Genomic DNA, 16,246 nt, shown 5'->3' with positions numbered 1-16,246 from the left:
TCATGACATCGAACAGACTTCCCATCATTCTCCTCATCCTCGCCATCGTGCTGGTCGGGCTCTATTCGTCCATCTTCGTGGTGAATGCGCGCGAGCAGGCCATTGTCGTCCGTTTCGGCCAGATCCAGTCGGTCAAGACCGAGCCTGGCATTTACTTCAAGCTGCCGTTCGGCTTCATGGATGCCGACCGCGTTCAGTTGGTCGAAAAGCAGGCGCTGAGGCTCGATCTCGACAATATCCGGGTTCAGGTCCAGGACGGCCAGACCTTCGACGTCGATGCCTTCGTGATCTACAATATCTCGGATGTCCGTCGTTTCCGCGAGACGGTATCGGGTGATCGTGAGGCCGCGGAAGCGCGGCTGAGGGCGCAGCTCGATTCATCGCTTCGCCGCGTCTACGGTCTGCGTGACTACAATGCCGCACTCTCGGAAGAGCGTGTCGCGATGATGCTGGAAATTCGCGACGACCTGCGCACAGATGCCGAAAATCTCGGCCTGCATATAGACGACGTTCGCATCCGCCGTACCGACCTTTCGCCGGAGGTTGCGCCGAACACCTATAATGCCATGCGTTCGGAACGCCTTGCCGAGGCCGAGCGTATCCGTGCCGAAGGCAATGAGGAAGGCCAGCGGCGCCGGGCCGTCGCCGACCGCCAGGTTGTCGAGCTCACCGCAGGCGCCCAGCGCGATGCTGAAATCCTTCGGGGCCAGGGCGATGCCGAACGCAACCGCGTCTTCGCCGAAGTGTTCAGCAAGGATCAAGCCTTCTTCGAGTTCTATCGCTCGATGGCGGCCTATTCCTCGGCGCTTTCGTCGCAGGACACAACGCTGGTGCTGTCGCCGAATTCGGAATTTTTCCGCTTTTTCGACAATGCCGCCGGCACGATGCAGCCGTCACCGGCAAATCCGGCCGCACCGGCTGCAGCTGTTCCCGCAGCACCCGCCCAGCCGGCGAACTGACGGCAAGGGATGCCGATCGCATCCCGACAATCCTCGAAGGGCCGGCCCGAGTGCCGGCCCTTTTTTTGTGGGATGATTGAGATGATCCGGCATTTGCGAGGCCACGTCACATTGCACGGGGATTTCGCGAAAAGGTGATTTCACCCTCCATCATTCCGCCTTATGCTGGTGCTCAATGTGCGCATTTACCCCTTATGAGGAAGCTTGATGGCCCCCACGAAACGCTCGCCCTTCAGACGAACGCTCGCGCTTATGGCCAGCGCTGCAATTCTTGCGCATGCCGGCATGAACGGGATTGCCTATGCGCAAACCGCACCTGAGACGGCCGCTCCCGGGGTTGCCACGCCCGCTCCGGCTGCTCCGGAGGCGGCTGCTCCGGAGGCGGCTGCTCCTACGCCCACGCCGCCCGCACCCGCCGCGCCACAGCAGATCGCCCCGATCCAGGCCGTCACGCCAAACAACGGCCCGGCTTCGGTCGCCGATCTCGCCGAGGGGCTGCTCGATGCCGTGGTCAATATCTCGACCTCGCAGAATGTGAAGGACGACGAGGGGGCCGGCCCGGCGCCGCGTGCGCCCGACGGCTCGCCGTTCCAGGAGTTTTTCAACGATTTCTTCAACAAGCAGCAGGGCAACAAGGGCGGCAACCACAATGTCAGCTCGCTCGGCTCCGGCTTCGTCATCGATCCGGCCGGTTATATCGTCACCAACAATCACGTGATCGAGGGCGCCGACGACATCGAGATCAATTTCGCCAATGGTTCGAAACTCAAGGCGAAGCTGATCGGCACGGATACGAAGACCGATCTTTCCGTGCTGAAGGTCGAGCCGAAGGCGCCGCTGAAATCCGTGAAATTCGGCGATTCCAGCACGATGCGCATCGGCGACTGGGTGATGGCCATCGGCAATCCGTTCGGCTTCGGCGGTTCGGTGACGGTAGGCATCATTTCCGGCCGCGGCCGCAATATCAATGCCGGCCCCTATGACAACTTCATCCAGACGGATGCGGCGATCAACAAGGGCAATTCCGGTGGACCGCTCTTCAACATGAAGGGTGAAGTGATCGGCATCAACACGGCGATCATCTCGCCGAGCGGCGGTTCGATCGGCATCGGCTTCTCGGTGCCGTCGGAGCTTGCGTCCGGCGTCGTCGACCAGTTGCGCGAATATGGCGAGACGCGGCGCGGCTGGCTCGGCGTGCGCATCCAGCCGGTGACCGACGATATCGCCGACAGCCTCGGGCTCGACAGCGCAAAGGGCGCGCTGGTCGCCGGCGTCATCAAGGGCGGACCCGTCGACGATGGCTCGATCAAGGCAGGCGACGTCATCTTGAAATTCGACGGCAAGACCGTCAGCGAAATGCGCGACCTGCCGCGCGTCGTGGCGGAAAGCACGGTCGGCAAGGAAGTCGACGTGGTGGTGCTGCGCGACGGCAAGGAGCAGACCGTCAAGGTGAAGCTTGGCCGGCTCGAAGACAGCGATCAGGCGGCCGCATCCGGCGATGCGGCGCCCGATGGCTCGCAGGACGACGGCGTGATCACGCCGGATCCCGGCGAAAACAATGACATGGACCAGCCTGACAGCGGCGATCAGGTCCAGCCCGAACCCGGCACGCCGGACCAGCATAAGGGTCAGGTGGCGCCGGATGCGGCAACGCCGAAGAACGTGCTCGGCCTGTCGCTGTCGCTTTTGAGCCCCGAGACGCGCAAGGCTTTCGGCATCGCCGAGAGCGTCGACGGCGTCGTCGTGACAGAGGTGACGCCCGGCTCCGCCTCGGCCGAAAAGGGGCTGAAGCCCGGCGATGTGATCGTCGAAGTGGCGCAGGAGTTCATGAAGTCGCCGGATGCGGTCGCCGCCAAGGTGCAGGCGCTGAAACAGGAAGGCCGCCGCAACGCCCAGCTTATGATCGCATCGGCGAATGGCGATCTCCGGTTCGTGGCGGTGCCGATGGAATAAGAAAGTTGCGGCGGTGGTGAATTACCGCCGTCGTCTCCAACTCTCGCCCATTCCTGTGACGAGCATAGGGATGAGGGTGTGCCACGTCGGTCTTCAAGCCGTCACGAAATCCGTCTTCCGGTAGCCCTGGATATAGAGCAGGGCTGTGAGATCACCGTGGTTGATGCGCATCTCAGCTTCCGCGGCGACGGCGGGCTTGGCGTGGAGGGCGACGCCGGCGCCGGCGAGGTGCAGCATGCCGAGGTCGTTGGCGCCGTCGCCGACGGCGATCGCTTCTTCCGGCGAAATGCCGAGGCGAGCCGAAATTTCGTTCAGCGCATCGACTTTCGCCTGCTTGCCGAGGATCGGTTCGGCGACGAAGCCGGAGAGTATGCCGCCGTCTTCGAGCAGCGTGTTGGCGCGGTTCTCATCAAAGCCGAGGGTGGCGGCGATGCGGCTGGTGAAGACCGTGAAGCCGCCGGAGACGAGGGCGGTGTAATGGCCTTTCGATTTCATGGTGGCGATCAGTTCCGGGCCACCAGGGGTAAGTGTGATGCGCTTGGCGATCACTTCGTCGACGACCGACAGCGGCAGGCCCTTGAGCAGGGCGACACGCTCACGCAGGGCAGGTTCGAAGGCGATCTCGCCATTCATGGCGCGGGCGGTGATGGTGGCAACCTTTTCCTTTAGGCCGACTTCGGCGGCGAGTTCGTCGATGCACTCCTGGCCGATCATCGTCGAATCCATGTCGGCAATCAGCAGCTTCTTGCGGCGGGTCTCCTGCTCCTGGATGACGAGGTCGATCGGTGCGCCTGATATGAGCGCAAGGATATTGGCCTCGGCCGCCTGCGCATCCGTGCCGTCGCGCAGCGCGATGTCGCAGGCGATGCCGTCGGCCAGCCAATAGAGGCCGGAAGCCTTCACCACCTCGGCCGCCTGTTCGGCGATTGCGGGTGTCAGCACGGGATTTGACGGATTGGCAACAAGCGTGGCAACGAGGGCCATGATGGAAAACCTTCTGAGCACAGTGAACGCGATCCTGATAACCGGGCCGACCGCCAGCGGCAAGTCCGCGCTCGCCGTCGAATTGGCCAAACGCCATGACGGTGTCGTTGTCAACGCCGACAGCATGCAGGTCTACGATACGCTGCGGGTGCTGACGGCGCGGCCGTCGGAGGGGGAGATGCAAGGCGTGCCACATCATCTCTACGGCCACGTGCCGGCGGGGGCGGCCTATTCCACAGGCGCCTGGCTGCGCGATGTCTCGGCGCTGCTGCCGATGCTCAAGGCCGAAGGACGGCTGCCGGTCTTCGTCGGCGGCACGGGGCTTTATTTCAAGGCGCTGACCGGCGGACTCTCGGATATGCCCGGGATACCGGAGACACTGCGGCAAAGCCTCAGGGCACGGCTGCTGGAGGAGGGGCCGGACGGGTTGTACGCGGAGCTCGCTGACGCCGATCCCGCCACGGCGGCAAGTCTCAACCGCCAGGACGGACAGCGCATCGTCCGGGCGCTGGAAGTGATGAAGGCGACGGGGCGGTCGATCGCCGATTTCCAGGGCCAGTCGGGACCGGTGGTGATCGACGCGGGTGAGGCCCGCAAGATCGTCGTGCTGCCGGACCGGGCGGTGCTGCATCAACGCATCAACGGCCGTTTCGAAAAAATGCTGCAGCAAGGCGCCGAAGACGAGGTGAGGGCGCTGCTTGCGCTCGACCTGCCGGCCGAGGCGCCCGTGATGAAGGCAATCGGCGTGTCGCAGATCGCGGCGATGCTGAGGGGCGAGATGACACGCGACGAGGTGCTGGAGAAGGGTGCTGCGGCGACGCGGCAATATGCCAAGCGGCAGATGACATGGTTCCGCAACCAGATGGACGACAGCTGGGAACGGCTGATCGCTTAAGTGTCAGACCTGACGCGGGCCTTCCGCTCCAGTCATCTGCAGGCTCAGCAGTTTGGCGAGTTCGCCGACCGCCGCCCGCAGCTGGTCCGGAAGAAATCCGCCGAAGCCCAGCATCAGGCCGGGGCGCGCCGGCTCCGCGGCATACATCGGGGAGATCGCCCGCACGGCGAGGCCGGCCGATAGGGCGCGTGCTGCAAGTTGCACGTCGTCGGCCTGCTCGGGCAGCCACAGAAGAATGTGCATGCCCTGGTCGCTCGGCTGAACCTGGCATCCCTCGGGCAAGGCCCGCTCGAGCGCTGCGAGCAGGACAGCGCGGCGGTCGGCATAGAGGCCGCGGATGCGCCGGATATGCGCCTCGAAATAGCCTTCCCGCATGTAAGCCGCCAGAACATGCTGTTCTGCGATCGGCGAATGCCGGTCGAGAATGGCGCGGGCGCCGGCAAAGGCTTCTACGAGCGGAGGAGGGGCGATGACGTAGCCGAGGCGCAGGGAGGGGAAGAGCACCTTGCTGAAGGTTCCGAGATAGATGACGCGTGACGGACGCAATCCTTGCATCGAGGGAAACGGGTGTCCGGCATAACGCAGCTCGCTGTCGTAATCGTCCTCGACGATCCAGGCGCGATTCTGGTCGGCCCAGGCGATCAAGGCATTGCGCCGCGCCATGCTGAGCGGCATGCCGATCGGATATTGGTGCGAAGGGGTGACGAATGCGGCGCGCGCCTGCGGACAGAGTTCGAGGCCGCGTTCCACGTTCATCCCCTGTGCATCGACGGGCAAGCGGTGGGTCCGTACGCCGAGATCGTCGAGCACTGCCGTCAACCCGGGATAGGCGGGGTCTTCGGCCCATACCGGATCGTCACGCGAGAGAAGCACCCGGCCTGCCATATAGAGGCCTTGCTGGGTGCCCGATGTAACGATGACCTGTTCCGGCTCGCAATGAACGGCCCGCGCGCGCCGGATGTGGTCGGCAATGGCAAGCCTGAGCTCGTGCAGACCCATCGGGTCGTGGTAACCCGAGGGTGCGGCCTGTCTCGACGCGCGCACGCGATTGCCAAGGCGGCGCCAGGTGTCGTCGGGCGCAATACCGGACGCCGGGACGGCGATGGCGAAGGGAACCGGTGGGTGCGGGGTGAGCGCACGGGCAACGGCGATCAGCCGGGCAGCCGGGGGAGGCAGATCGACAGCATCAGCGACCGGCGGTGCTGCCGGCGCCGGCATCGCGTCCAGGAGATGAGCGGCAACCCGGGTTCCTGCTCCGACCCGCGCTTCGAGATAGCCTTCGGCGACCAACTGATCGAACACCTCGACGACAGTGCCGCGCGCGATCTTCAGCGAAGCCGCAAGGCTGCGCGTCGAAGGAAGGCGTTCGCCTGGCCTCAGTTCGCCGCTGGCGATTGCGCTGCGCAGGCTCTGGGCAAGCTGGCGGCCGACATTGGCCGTTCGATCGATCGCGTTGAGCGACGGGATTTCGATGGTGCTGCGCCGTTTGGACATCGCAAAATGGTCTAGAGATTTTCTTCAAAAATGGTGCTTCATGGTGGACCAGTTTTCGAGGAAAAGGAAGCGGATTGGCTGCTCCCCGTATTCTTCGTTTCTGGGGGCCGTCCGTGGGCGCAAACTTCTGGAAACACGCAAATGCAGGATCTTCTCGTCGTCTATATCGCCTATGCAATTGCTGCCGGCAGTCCCGGACCAAGCAACATGGCCATCATGAATGTGGCGATGCGGCAGGGGCGTCGACCGGCGTTAGCCTTGGCCGCCGGGGTCATCACGATGTCGACATTCTGGGGGCTGATCGCGGTTACCGGCATTTCGACACTGCTGGTCCGTTATGCCCATGCCCTGCTGTTCCTCAAGGTCGCAGGCGGGCTGTACCTCCTCTGGCTCGCCTGGAAGGCGGCCCGCTCGGCAGCCGCCCCGGACAGGCCGGCAGGTGAGCTCGTCCGGCCTGACGCGCAACTCGGCATGCTCTATCGCGGCGGCGTTCTGATGCATCTCGGCAATCCGAAGGCGGTTCTGGCCTGGGTCGCGATCATGTCGCTCGGCCTTAAGCCCGGCGCTTCGCCAGAGATGGCCGTCACGGCGTTCGGCGGCTGCGTGCTTCTCGGGATCTCGATATTTGCCGGATATGCTGTGCTCTTCTCGACGGCGCCGATGGTGCGCGGCTATGCCCGCGCGCGGCGGTGGATCGAGGGAAGTCTCGCCGTCTTCTTCGCCGGCGCCGGATCGCGCCTGCTGTTTTCACATTGACCGTTTTTCAGGATCGCATCATGTCTGTCGCTTCTCCGTTTCATGGTCTTTCGGCCTTTCCGCCAACGCCCGCCGATCGGGATGGCAGGGTCGACACCGAAGCTCTTAGCCGCCTGCTGGAGCGCCTGTGCGATGCAGGCGTCGCCTCGATAGGTCTTCTCGGCAGCACCGGGATCTATGCCTTTCTTGCACCTGAGGAGCGGCGGCGAGCCGTCGAGGCTGCGGTCGAATGCGTTCACGGCCGTATTCCCCTCGTCGTCGGCGTTGGCGCTTTGAGGACAGACCAGGCCCAAAACCTTGCGAGGGATGCCGAGGCCGCTGGTGCAGATGCGCTTCTGCTGGCGCCTGTATCCTATACGCCGCTGACCCAGGAAGAAGCCTATGGGCATTTCCTTGCGGTCACGGAGGCGGCGAAGCTGCCGCTTTGCATCTACAACAATCCCGGCACGACCCACTTCACCTTCAGCCGCGAGCTTCTGCAACGCCTGTCCGACCTCGAGACGATCAAGGCGGTAAAGATGCCTCTGCCTGTTGACGGCCATCTCGCAGGCGAACTGGCGGCATTGCGGGAGAAGACCGAGCTTGCGATCGGCTATAGCGGCGACTGGGGGGCGGCCGAAGCGCTGCTTTCAGGCGCCGATGCCTGGTACAGCGTCATCGGCGGCTTGCTTCCGCGCGTCGCCCTTGCGCTCAGCAAGGCCGCGATTGCGGGCGACAGTGGTGAGGCGCGCCGGCTCGATGCTCTCCTCCAGCCGCTCTGGAAAACGTTCAAGGAATTCGGAAGCCTTCGCGTGGTCTATACGCTGGTCGACATTCTCGCACTCGCTCGGGCAGAGCTCCCACGGCCTCTGTTGCCGCTCGCATCGATGGACCGGCAACGGGTGCTCGATGCCGTCGGACCTCTAATGACGCTGGAGAGTGAGCTGAAGCGTCAATCCTTGTTGTAGAGGCTGCTCAGCGGTTTTTTCAGGATGCTTTCGCGCAGCGACGTGCCAGGCTCCCGGCGGGTGATCGCTGGCTGATCCGCCGACGGCGCCGGCCGGGGAAAGACCGGCTCCTCGCGGCGCATCTCGCGGCGGAGCGCGTCCAGCCGGGGATCGATCACCGGCACTGCAGCCGGATCCAGCCGCGGCGTTTGCGGCAGCAGTTCGCGTCGGTAGGATTCGAGCGGCGCGGCCGAAGAGGTGGGTGGCGCGTAAGGCGTGGCGCCGAGATCCTCGTCGGCTGCATCAGCCTCGTCCAAGCTTGCCACGGATGCGGCGTAGTTCTGCTGGAAATTCGAAATGTCGGGTCCGACGGTCACCGCCCGCATACGGGTGACGATCTTGCGAAGGTCGACCGTATCCGGATCTTCCTCGCTGTGCTTGCTGTTGGCGCTGCTCGCCTTCGGCAGCAGGTTCTCCTCGACGCGGGAAAAGCGCATGCGCATCGGCACGCTGATCGCCTCGCCGAAAGCGATTGCCTCGCCATTGCCGATCGAGGAAATGAAGCTCGTCGTCGAGATCGACGAATTCGGGATGGCCGAGCGGATGATTTCCTGGTCTCGGTCGTTGGCAAGGCGCATGGCAAAGAGCGTCGAACACTGCGACAGGATCGTCTGGTCGAGCTCGCCCGGCCGCTGGGTGATGATGCCGAGCGAGACGCCGTATTTGCGGCCCTCCTTGGCGATGCGGGCAATCGCCTGGCGCGTCGGCACGAAGCCGAGGCTCGGATCGGAGGGAATGTAGCGATGAGCTTCCTCGCAGACGACGAGCATGTGGATCGCGCCGTCGCTCCACAGCGCCACTTCGAAGGCCATGCGGCAGAGCACCGAGGCGACCGAATTGACGACCTCGGAGGGAATGCCGGCAAGCTGGAAGGTGCAGATCGGCCGATTCTCGCCGGGGATGCGGAAGATCTGCGCGATGGTTTCGGTGATCGTGTCGCTGATCGTGTTGTTGGAGAACATGAAATGATAGCGCGGATCGTTGATCGCGGCGATGAGGCGCATCTTCAGCGACCGCAGGAAGGGCTTTTCCGAGCGGCCTTCCAGGCGGCCGATGCGCTCGTCGATCAGCGCCAGCAGATCGGCCATGCGGTAGGGAACCGGCGTATCGGCGGTGATCGAGCTTTTTTCCGTGGTGCGGCGCACCAGCGAGTTGTCGCTGCCGCGGAAGGCGCGTTTGGCTTCCGGCAGGATATCGCGCAGCATGTCGAGCTCTTCGGGCACCGGCGGACGGCCGCGAAAGACGACCTCGGCGAATTCCTCCAGCCGCATCAGCCAGAAGGGCAGGTCGAGTGTATCGGTATCGATGGTGACGGCGTGCTTGGGGAAGGCGGCGGCAAATTCATTATGCGGATCGAGGATCAGCACACGCAGCTTCGGATCCGCCACGATCGCCTTGTGCAGGAGCAGCGAGACCGCGGTCGACTTGCCGACGCCGGTGGAGCCGACGACGGCGAAATGCTTGGAGAGCATCGAGGGGATGTGGATCGCCGCATCGATGCTTTCGTCCTGCGTCAGCTTGCCGATGACGGCGGTCGTACCCTCGCCGGCATCATAGATGCGCATCAGGTCGGCGGAACGGATGCGGTGGGCGATGGCGCCGAGATAGGGATAACGCGAGATGCCGGTCGAGAACTCCTCGGTGCCGTCCTCATCCACACGGACTTCGCCGAGCAGTTCGGTCTCGATCCGGAAAGTGTTGTCTTCGCCTTCATCCCAGGCATGGCTGCCGGTGTTCATCTGATAGACGAGGGCGACGACACGGTTGCGGCCGACGCTGATCGAAATCAGCCGGCCCACGGACCAGAGTTCGGTAAGATCGGTGCCGCCCTGTTCGGCGACGGCGGCAATCGTCGCCCTGGAGCCGCTGCATGCAACGACGCGGCCGAGAAAGCGATTCCCCGGCGCATGGCCATCGCGGCGATCATGCTCGCCTACCTTGCCAGACGTGCGCAAGTCGTTGTTGAGCAAAGGGCTACTCCATGCGGTAGCGCATAAGAATAAAGTCGATCCTTTAACAAATCCTTCATCCTATCGATTTTCGGGGATACGGGCGCCGGGCAGTTTTTTATTGCGGCATGCGTTGACGCTGCGAAATTTTCTGTCTATCACTGCCGACCATGAAAATCGCAACGGCTCTTATCGTGGTGGGAAAGCGCATGGGCAGGATGGTGTAACCATCCGGCGATAGCCACCCATGCGCTAGATGACAGGCTCCTCCGGGGCCTTTTTTTATGCCCGAAATCAGGGCTTCCGGCCACAAACGCAAATCCCAGCATAAACGGAACAGACAGATGAGCACGGACAATCAGGCGGCAGGCAATCGGATGACGGGAGCGGAGATCGTTCTCAAGGCGCTGAAGGACAATGGCGTCGAACATATCTTCGGCTATCCCGGCGGCGCGGTCCTGCCGATCTACGACGAGATCTTCCAGCAGGAGGAGGTCAAGCACATCCTCGTCCGCCACGAGCAGGGGGCAGGTCATGCGGCCGAAGGTTACGCTCGCTCGACCGGCAAGGTCGGCGTCATGCTGGTAACCTCGGGTCCGGGCGCCACCAACGCGGTCACGCCACTGCAGGATGCGCTGATGGATTCGGTCCCGCTCGTCTGCCTGACCGGCCAGGTTCCGACCTCGCTGATCGGCTCCGACGCCTTTCAGGAATGCGATACGGTCGGCATCACCCGACCCTGCACCAAGCACAACTGGCTAGTCAAGGACGTCAACGAACTCGCCGCCGTCATTCACGAGGCCTTCCGCATCGCCCAGTCCGGCCGTCCAGGCCCTGTCGTCGTCGATATTCCGAAGGACGTGCAGTTTGCGACCGGCACCTACACACCGCCGGCCGACTACACGATCCAGAAGAGCTACCAGCCGAAGACCCAGGGCGACCTCAACCAGATCCATGCGGCGATCGAGCTGATGGCGAATGCACGCCGTCCCGTCATCTATTCCGGCGGCGGCGTCGTCAATTCCGGTCCCGAGGCTTCCAAGCTGCTGCGCGAGCTGGTCGAGCTCACCGATTTCCCGATCACCTCGACGCTGATGGGCCTCGGCGCCTATCCCGCTTCCGGCAAGAACTGGCTGAAGATGCTCGGCATGCACGGCTCCTACGAAGCCAACATGGCGATGCACGATTGCGACGTCATGGTCTGCATCGGCGCGCGTTTTGACGACCGCATCACCGGCCGTCTCAATGCCTTTTCGCCGAATTCGAAGAAGATCCATATCGATATCGATCCGTCTTCGATCAACAAGAACGTCCGGGTCGATATCGGCATCCGCGGCGATGTCGGCCACGTCCTCGAAGACATGGTCCGCCTGTGGCGGGCGCTGCCGAAGAAGCCGGAAAAGGGCCGGCTCGACGATTGGTGGACCGATATCACCCGCTGGCGGGCGCGCAACTCCTTCGCCTATACGAAGAGCAACGACGTCATCATGCCGCAATATGCGCTGGAGCGGCTCTACGCCCACACCAAGGACCGCGACACCTACATCACCACCGAGGTCGGCCAGCATCAGATGTGGGCGGCGCAGTTCTTCGGCTTCGAGCAGCCGAACCGCTGGATGACCTCGGGCGGCCTCGGCACGATGGGTTACGGCCTGCCGGCCGCACTCGGCGTGCAGATCGCCCATCCCGACAGCCTCGTCATCGACATTGCAGGCGATGCCTCGATCCAGATGTGCATCCAGGAAATGTCGGCAGCGATCCAGCACGATGCGCCGATCAAGATCTTCATCATGAACAACCAGTATATGGGCATGGTGCGTCAGTGGCAGCAGCTGCTGCACGGCAACCGCCTGTCGAACTCCTATACCGAGGCGATGCCCGACTTCGTCAAATTGGCGGAAGCCTATGGCGCCGTCGGCCTGCGCTGCGAAAAGCCGGATGAGCTCGACGACACCATTCTGGAAATGATCGAGGTCAGAAAGCCCGTCATCTTCGACTGCCGCGTCGCCAATCTCGCCAATTGCTTCCCGATGATCCCTTCAGGCAAGGCCCATAACGAGATGCTGCTGCCGGATGAAGCCACCGACGAGGCGGTCGCCAATGCGATCGATGCCAAGGGCCGCGCGCTCGTCTGACATTTTTAATTTGCGCATAATCCTTTCCGGAAATCGTTCCCGATTTTCGGGGGTATGCGACAGGGAAGAGGAAACTCAGGACCATGAACGCACATCTACAGCCCACGGGCTCCGCCTATTTCATCTCGCCGGAAACGGCGGCCGTCGAAAGCCACACGCTTTCGGTTCTCGTCGACAACGAGCCGGGCGTTCTTGCCCGGGTCATCGGCCTGTTCTCCGGCCGCGGCTACAATATCGAAAGCCTGACGGTCTCCGAGACCGAGCATCAGGCGCATCTTTCCCGCATCACCATCGTCACACGCGGCACGCCGCACGTGCTGGAGCAGATCAAGGCGCAGCTGGAGCGGATTGTGCCGGTGCATCGCGTCGTTGACCTGACGGTGCGCGCCCGCGAACTCGGCCAGGACCGGCCGATCGAGCGCGAGGTGGCGCTGATCAAGGTGATCGGCGAGGGCGACATGCGCGCCGAGACCCTGCGCCTTGCCGATGCCTTCCACGCCAAGGTGGTGGATGCGACGGTCGGTCACTTCATTCTTGAGATCACCGGCAAGTCGTCGAAGATCGACCAGTTTGTAGCGATCATGAAGCCGCTCGGCCTGATCGAGGTCTGCCGTACCGGCATTGCGGCGATGAACCGCGGTGTCCAGGGCATGTAAATATTACAGCCCGGGCATGTAAAGATTACAGCCGGGCATGTAGGCCCGTTGCTGAAATAATTGCGAAAGCCGCTGGAGATCAGAGCATCTCCAGCGGCTTTTTCTTTGCCGGCGGCGGGAAGGCGGCGTCCAGCGCCTGCCAGTCCTCGTCGGTGATATCGAGCGAGACGCTGTCGCGGTTTTCGGCCGCGCGTTCGGCATTCGAGGTCTTCGGGATGACGATGACGCCGTCGCGTTCCAGCAGGAAGGCGAGCGCCAGCTGGGCGGGCGTTGCCTGATAGGCCTTGGCAATACGGATCAGCTCGGGATGATGCAGGATATTTCCCTGCTCGATCGGCGAATAGGCCATGATGGGAATCTTGCGGCTCTGACACCAGGGCAGCAGGTCGAATTCGATGCCGCGGCGGGAGAGATTGTAGAGCACCTGGTTGGCGGCGACATTGGCGCCGTCGGGCACTCCAAGCAATTCCTGCATGTCGTCGGTGTCGAAGTTGGAGACGCCCCAGGCGCCGATCTTGCCGGATGTTTTCAGCATTTCGAAGGCGGCGACGGTTTCGGCGAGCGGGTAGTTGCCGCGCCAGTGCAAGAGATAGAGATCGATGCGGTCGGTGCCGAGCCGTTCGAGACTGCGCTCGCAGGCTTCGATCGTGCCTTTCAGGCTGGCGTTCCAGGGATAGACCTTGCTGACGACGAAGACCTCGTCGCGCCGTCCCCTGATTGCCTGGCCGACGATCTCCTCGGCGCCGCCGTCGCCATACATTTCGGCGGTGTCGATCAGTGTCATGCCGAGATCGATGCCTGCCTTGAGGCTTTCGATCTCGGCCCTGGCGTGGCCGGCATCCTCGCCCATGGCCCAGGTTCCCTGGCCGAGCGCCGGCACCGCCGTGCCGTTCGGGAATGTGATCAATGGAATCGGGTCGTCTTGCATAATTTTCTGTCCCTTCGGCAAGAGATTGGGCCGGCTCGCCATCTTTCAAGTAATCCTGTCACCATGACAATGATGTCATGGCATCGGCAGTTTAGGGCAGCTATGCTGACCTAAATAAGCAGGCCGCAAAAAGCTGGCTGGGGAGGTCGCATGCCGCTGGATACGTTTCTCGCCCTCGTTCTCTTTGCCTTCACGACATCGATCACGCCGGGACCGAACAATATGATGCTTTTCGCATCGGGCGTGAACTTCGGCTTCCGCAGGACGATCCCGCATATGTTCGGCATCGGCGCCGGTTTTTTCTCGCTGCTCATCGGCGTCGGCCTCGGGCTCGGCGCGCTTCTGCATACGGTGCCGGCCGTCTATACGGCGCTGAAATTTGCGGGCGGCGCCTATCTCGTCTGGATCGCCTGGAAGATCGCCACGTCGCGCTCGCTCAGCGAAGGCAAGAGCGGCGTCGAGCCGATGTCCTTCTTTGCGGCTGCCGCCTTCCAATGGGTCAATCCAAAAGCCTGGGTGATGGCGGTCACCGCGATGGCCACCTATACCAATCCGCAACTCTATCTCGTCAGCGTGCTGATCGTCGGTCTCGCTTTCGCGGTGGTCAATGTCCCCAGCGTTTCGACATGGGCAGGCTTCGGCTCGGCGCTCAGGGAATGGCTTTCCGATCCGGTGCGGCTGAAATGGTTCAACATCAGCATGGCAGTGCTCTTGGTGCTAAGCCTCTGGCCGATGTTAAAATAGAGCGATCGACGGCTTCATCAGCATCAGCCAGAAAATGCCGAGGACGGCTGAGAAGGCTGGAAAGCCGAAAGCAAACCAGATGCGGTAAAGGCTGAAATAGGCTGGCGGCAGGGCTTTTCCCGATGCCGCGGCAGCGCGAGCGAGATTGCGCAGCCGGATCTGGATCCAGACGACCGGCAGCCAGAACAGGCCGGTGACGACATAGAGCAGCAGCGACAGCGCAATCCAGCCCTCCGACAGGTCCCAGCCGATCGATCGCGCCAGCAGAGTGCCGGTCACCGGCTGGAGGATGGCCGCGGTGGCGGTGAAGAGCGTATCGGCGATGACGACGGTTGCTGAGACATGGGCGATCAGTGCGGGATCGCGTGTGCGATGCGCCATCGCCATGAAGAAGGCGATACCGGCGCCGGTACCGAAGAGCACGGTAGCGCCAATGACATGGGCGAGCAGCAGCCATTCTTCAAGCATCAGCGTTCATCCAGGATGGCAAGGGCTACCAGCGTCAACAGGATCGACGGCAGCACCTTGACGAGAACCCCGAGCGGATCGAGCCAGAGCGCGGGTTCGAGCAGGCTGGCGCCGGCGAGATAGGCGATCGACACTCCAAGCATGCCGAGAAGGGCGCGTTTCGCCAGGGGACGGACAAGGACGGCGGCACCGAGGACGATGTCGACGAGGCAGGTCGCCAGCGTCAGCGCCGTTGCGGCAGCGTGAGGCATGAATGGCAGGAAGTGAGCGGATGTCCTCTCGAGCGCCAGCAGCGGGATCAGGCCGGAAAGCAGCCAGAAGACGGACAGGCCCGATATGACAAGCGACTTCAGGAGATAGAGCCGGGCAAACCAGAGATCCTGGACGCCGGAGGGATTGGCCGAGAGCGTCGCAGCCGCTGATGTCGCGACGAGGCCGCTTCCTGCTTTCGAGCTTTGCACGCCTTCCGACATGACGGTCATCGCTGTCGAACGCAGCGGCGAACGCCAACCGAGCAGGCCCGACAGATCGGCGAGCCATGTCACCGGCCGGGCAAGCCAGGGGGCAAGGGCAAACACGCGGGCGGGAGGGAGGCCGAGCCATTGCCGGTGCAGGCGGACGAGATCGGCGAGCGTCAGGGTCTCGGCGGCGGCAAGATCGACATCGCCGGAGATGTCGCCGGAAACCGCCCGCGACACGGCTTCCGCCACATCGTCGACAGAGAGTGTTTCGACGAGGCTTTCGGCATGGACCAGGGGCAGCACCAATGGAAAGGCTGCGAGTGCGCGCAGCAGCGCCGAACCGCCATGGGCATTGCGGCCGAGAACCAGGGCAGGGCGCAGGATGAAATATGGCAGGCCGCTGGCAGCAAGCGCCTCGTCGGCCCGCCGTTTGGTGGCGAGGAAGGGAAGATCGCCGGCCGCTCCCGCCGTCCTTGCCGATATCTGCACGATCAGCGGGCGCGACGAGGCTTTTGCGGCGGAATAGAGCGCCAGCATCGCCTCTGCCTGGGTGGCCGACAGATCGTCCGAAAGGCCGTCCTGCAGGGCGCCGGCGCAATTGATGACGGCATGCTGGTCCTTGAGGATGTCGTTCCAATCCGCCGGTTTCGTCATGCGCGAGAGATCGGCGCGCCGCCAGTCGACCTTCGACTGTTTCAGGCGGGCACGCGCGGGATTGCGGCCAAGCCCGGTCACTGCGTGGCCATCGGCAACGAGCCGGGCCGCGACCACGGAGCCTATGAAGCCGGTTGCGCCGAGAATCAGAATGTTCATGGCGGGAGATTAGCGGAAAAGCTGAGGGCGCATAGAAGGGCTTGGCGGACCTGCGGCATATGGTA

Annotated in this window: 14 protein-coding genes; 8 read left to right on the top strand and 6 right to left on the bottom strand. The window is 63.2% G+C overall.

Annotation, left to right across the window (positions count from 1 at the left end; genetic code table 11):
* Positions 1–2 precede the first annotated feature (2 nt).
* Together FHT79_RS06955 and FHT79_RS06950 are read left to right on the top strand one after the other, a co-directional pair.
* Complete coding sequence (locus tag FHT79_RS06955; RefSeq protein ID WP_183903135.1) at positions 3–959, top strand: protease modulator HflC; 957 nt, start codon at positions 3–5, stop codon at positions 957–959.
* Between the two features lie 207 nt (positions 960–1,166).
* Entirely contained in the window at positions 1,167–2,912 is a 1,746-nt protein-coding gene (locus FHT79_RS06950) for a DegQ family serine endoprotease (RefSeq protein WP_183903134.1), read from the top strand.
* A gap of 93 nt (positions 2,913–3,005) precedes the next feature.
* On the opposite strand, the gene serB is transcribed toward FHT79_RS06950, so the two are convergent.
* On the bottom strand, positions 3,006–3,896 hold the full coding sequence (serB, locus tag FHT79_RS06945; protein ID WP_047610846.1) for a phosphoserine phosphatase SerB: 891 nt from the start codon (positions 3,894–3,896) through the stop codon (positions 3,006–3,008).
* On the opposite strand from serB, the gene miaA reads away from it, so the two are divergent.
* Entirely contained in the window at positions 3,895–4,791 is an 897-nt protein-coding gene (gene miaA, locus FHT79_RS06940; RefSeq protein ID WP_047610844.1) for a tRNA (adenosine(37)-N6)-dimethylallyltransferase MiaA, read from the top strand. The genes serB and miaA overlap by 2 nt on opposite strands.
* Before the next feature lie 3 nt (positions 4,792–4,794).
* Here the strand turns inward: miaA and FHT79_RS06935 are convergent, their stop codons facing one another.
* Positions 4,795–6,285 carry a PLP-dependent aminotransferase family protein gene (locus FHT79_RS06935; RefSeq protein WP_132572538.1) on the bottom strand — a complete coding sequence of 497 codons (1,491 nt, stop codon included), beginning with the start codon at positions 6,283–6,285 and terminating at the stop codon, positions 4,795–4,797.
* A gap of 141 nt (positions 6,286–6,426) precedes the next feature.
* Here FHT79_RS06935 and FHT79_RS06930 point away from each other — a divergent pair, with 141 nt between their 5' ends.
* Together FHT79_RS06930 and FHT79_RS06925 are read left to right on the top strand one after the other, a co-directional pair.
* A complete protein-coding gene (locus tag FHT79_RS06930; RefSeq protein ID WP_183903133.1) occupies positions 6,427–7,041 on the top strand; it encodes a LysE family translocator in 615 nt (204 codons plus the stop codon).
* A 20-nt stretch (positions 7,042–7,061) separates the two neighbouring features.
* Positions 7,062–7,988, top strand: coding sequence for a dihydrodipicolinate synthase family protein (locus FHT79_RS06925; protein ID WP_183903132.1), 927 nt, complete (start codon positions 7,062–7,064; stop codon positions 7,986–7,988).
* Here the strand turns inward: FHT79_RS06925 and FHT79_RS06920 are convergent.
* Positions 7,973–9,997: an ATP-binding protein gene (locus FHT79_RS06920; RefSeq protein WP_183903131.1), complete on the bottom strand. Its 2,025-nt coding sequence runs from the start codon at positions 9,995–9,997 to the stop codon at positions 7,973–7,975. The two genes, FHT79_RS06925 and FHT79_RS06920, sit on opposite strands and share 16 nt — an antisense overlap.
* A gap of 323 nt (positions 9,998–10,320) precedes the next feature.
* On the opposite strand from FHT79_RS06920, the gene FHT79_RS06915 reads away from it, so the two are divergent.
* Entirely contained in the window at positions 10,321–12,111 is a 1,791-nt protein-coding gene (locus FHT79_RS06915) for an acetolactate synthase 3 large subunit (protein ID WP_047611753.1), read from the top strand.
* 83 nt (positions 12,112–12,194) lie between these two features.
* Positions 12,195–12,767 carry an acetolactate synthase small subunit gene (gene ilvN, locus FHT79_RS06910; RefSeq protein WP_063474622.1) on the top strand — a complete coding sequence of 191 codons (573 nt, stop codon included), beginning with the start codon at positions 12,195–12,197 and terminating at the stop codon, positions 12,765–12,767.
* A gap of 79 nt (positions 12,768–12,846) precedes the next feature.
* Here ilvN and FHT79_RS06905 read toward each other — a convergent pair whose 3' ends face one another.
* On the bottom strand, positions 12,847–13,695 hold the full coding sequence (locus tag FHT79_RS06905) for an aldo/keto reductase (RefSeq protein WP_183903130.1): 849 nt from the start codon (positions 13,693–13,695) through the stop codon (positions 12,847–12,849).
* A 150-nt stretch (positions 13,696–13,845) separates the two neighbouring features.
* On the opposite strand from FHT79_RS06905, the gene FHT79_RS06900 reads away from it, so the two are divergent.
* Entirely contained in the window at positions 13,846–14,439 is a 594-nt protein-coding gene (locus tag FHT79_RS06900; protein ID WP_063474623.1) for a LysE family translocator, read from the top strand.
* Here the strand turns inward: FHT79_RS06900 and FHT79_RS06895 are convergent.
* Together FHT79_RS06895 and FHT79_RS06890 are read right to left on the bottom strand one after the other, a co-directional pair.
* The gene (locus tag FHT79_RS06895) at positions 14,431–14,907 is read right to left on the bottom strand and encodes a DUF2269 domain-containing protein (protein WP_063474624.1); all 477 of its coding nucleotides are present in this window, start codon (positions 14,905–14,907) and stop codon (positions 14,431–14,433) included. The genes FHT79_RS06900 and FHT79_RS06895 overlap by 9 nt on opposite strands.
* Positions 14,907–16,181, bottom strand: coding sequence for an SDR family oxidoreductase (locus tag FHT79_RS06890; protein ID WP_183903129.1), 1,275 nt, complete (start codon positions 16,179–16,181; stop codon positions 14,907–14,909). Before FHT79_RS06890 ends, FHT79_RS06895 begins: the two co-directional genes overlap by 1 nt.
* Positions 16,182–16,246: the final 65 nt, after the last annotated feature.

This window comes from Rhizobium sp. BK212 (assembly GCF_014197475.1).
Lineage (GTDB): Bacteria > Pseudomonadota > Alphaproteobacteria > Rhizobiales > Rhizobiaceae > Rhizobium > Rhizobium anhuiense.
Note: the sequence above shows the minus strand (reverse complement) of the source record. Positions and strands in the feature narration are given on the sequence as shown.

Coding starts and splice junctions, on each gene's coding strand:
- FHT79_RS06955 (WP_183903135.1), top strand. CDS start 3: ATGACATCGAACAGACTTCCCATCATTCTCCTCATCCTCGCCATCGTG.
- FHT79_RS06950 (WP_183903134.1), top strand. CDS start 1,167: ATGGCCCCCACGAAACGCTCGCCCTTCAGACGAACGCTCGCGCTTATG.
- miaA (WP_047610844.1), top strand. CDS start 3,895: ATGATGGAAAACCTTCTGAGCACAGTGAACGCGATCCTGATAACCGGG.
- serB (WP_047610846.1), bottom strand. CDS start 3,896: ATGGCCCTCGTTGCCACGCTTGTTGCCAATCCGTCAAATCCCGTGCTG.
- FHT79_RS06935 (WP_132572538.1), bottom strand. CDS start 6,285: ATGTCCAAACGGCGCAGCACCATCGAAATCCCGTCGCTCAACGCGATC.
- FHT79_RS06930 (WP_183903133.1), top strand. CDS start 6,427: ATGCAGGATCTTCTCGTCGTCTATATCGCCTATGCAATTGCTGCCGGC.
- FHT79_RS06925 (WP_183903132.1), top strand. CDS start 7,062: ATGTCTGTCGCTTCTCCGTTTCATGGTCTTTCGGCCTTTCCGCCAACG.
- FHT79_RS06915 (WP_047611753.1), top strand. CDS start 10,321: ATGAGCACGGACAATCAGGCGGCAGGCAATCGGATGACGGGAGCGGAG.
- ilvN (WP_063474622.1), top strand. CDS start 12,195: ATGAACGCACATCTACAGCCCACGGGCTCCGCCTATTTCATCTCGCCG.
- FHT79_RS06905 (WP_183903130.1), bottom strand. CDS start 13,695: ATGCAAGACGACCCGATTCCATTGATCACATTCCCGAACGGCACGGCG.
- FHT79_RS06900 (WP_063474623.1), top strand. CDS start 13,846: ATGCCGCTGGATACGTTTCTCGCCCTCGTTCTCTTTGCCTTCACGACA.
- FHT79_RS06895 (WP_063474624.1), bottom strand. CDS start 14,907: ATGCTTGAAGAATGGCTGCTGCTCGCCCATGTCATTGGCGCTACCGTG.
- FHT79_RS06890 (WP_183903129.1), bottom strand. CDS start 16,181: ATGAACATTCTGATTCTCGGCGCAACCGGCTTCATAGGCTCCGTGGTC.